Source organism: Aquirufa beregesia, from assembly GCF_011090385.1.
GTDB classification, from domain to species: Bacteria; Bacteroidota; Bacteroidia; order Cytophagales; family Spirosomataceae; genus Aquirufa; species Aquirufa beregesia.
Map to the genome: position 1 here is coordinate 1 of NZ_SEWW01000022.1, position 1,208 is coordinate 1,208.

Here is a 1,208-nt window from a genome sequence, read left to right on the forward strand (position 1 = left end):
TACCAACAAGGAGTGGGATGAGTTTTTGAAATTGTGTGACGATTTTTATTTGGAAAACAAGCACAATTGGACAAACGAAGTTATCAAAAAGTGGAAGCGAGTTAAGGCTAAAAAACTTAACTCACAAAAGTTGGCAGCTTAGTTTGTATGATTAAAGAAAAGGGCGTAGCCTTGCTACGTCCTTTAAACCAATTTGACTATGATAAATTTAAAGGAAACAACAAAGATTTTGAATTCAGGTGATACCAAGTACTCACCGGAGGAAATTATAGCAATCAGAGATTTTTTATACTCACTAGCACAGATAGAATTTGAACAATACCAATCTTCATTAATAGAACCAACTAAATCACAATGAATGTAATTGCCTACGAACGTGTCTCCACTGACGAACAATCCAATTTCGGATTCTCCTTACAGCACCAAAAAAGTGTCATTAAAAACTACTGTGAATTCAAGGGATATAACATTGTAGAAACCTTTACAGAAGACTATTCAGGGAAGGATTTTGACAGACCTGAGTGGAACAAAATAATGACTCTGATTAAAAGCCGTAAGGGTTATATCCAAAAAATCATTTGTCTACGCTGGGACCGATTCAGTAGAAATCAAATGTTATCCATGAAGATGATGGAGACTCTTCAAAAGCAGGGTGTATCCATTGAAACAGTAGAAGAACAAATTGATACTTCGTCACCTGATAGTCAACTAATGATGAGCATATTTCTGGCCATGCCGGAAATTGAAAATCGGAAGAACTCTATTAGAACAACTGAAGGAATGAGACGGGCTCGTTTTGAAGGGAACTGGACAGGTTCTGCTCCTAAAGGTTATAGATATGTCCGTATTAACAACAAGTCCATTTTAGAACCCAACCATCAAGCTCCACTTATCACAGAGGCATTCACAAGAATGGCCAGTGGTGCTTATTCTGCTGAGGATGTCCGTAAATGGTTGTATGAAAAAGGTATGGTTATGACCAAGAATAACTTCCCAATGATAATTCGTAACAAAGTTTACATTGGTAAGGTATATGTCAAACCATGGAAGAATGAACCTGAATCATACGCTGTAGGGAAACACCCACCTTTAGTTAGTGAGGATTTATTTCATCGTGCCAATGCGGTGTTAGATGGTCGTAGAAAGAACTGGGATTTTGAGAGTGATAAGACTGACTTATACCCTTTAAAACCATTCATGAAATGTCA

Annotated in this window: 1 protein-coding gene; it reads left to right on the forward strand. The window is 37.3% G+C overall.

Features of this window, described 5'->3' with window-relative positions:
- Nucleotides 1–354 precede the first annotated feature (354 nt).
- Nucleotides 355–1,208, forward strand: an 854-nt coding sequence (locus tag EWU23_RS13700; RefSeq protein WP_166233177.1) for a recombinase family protein, incomplete at its 3' end; no start/stop codon positions are given.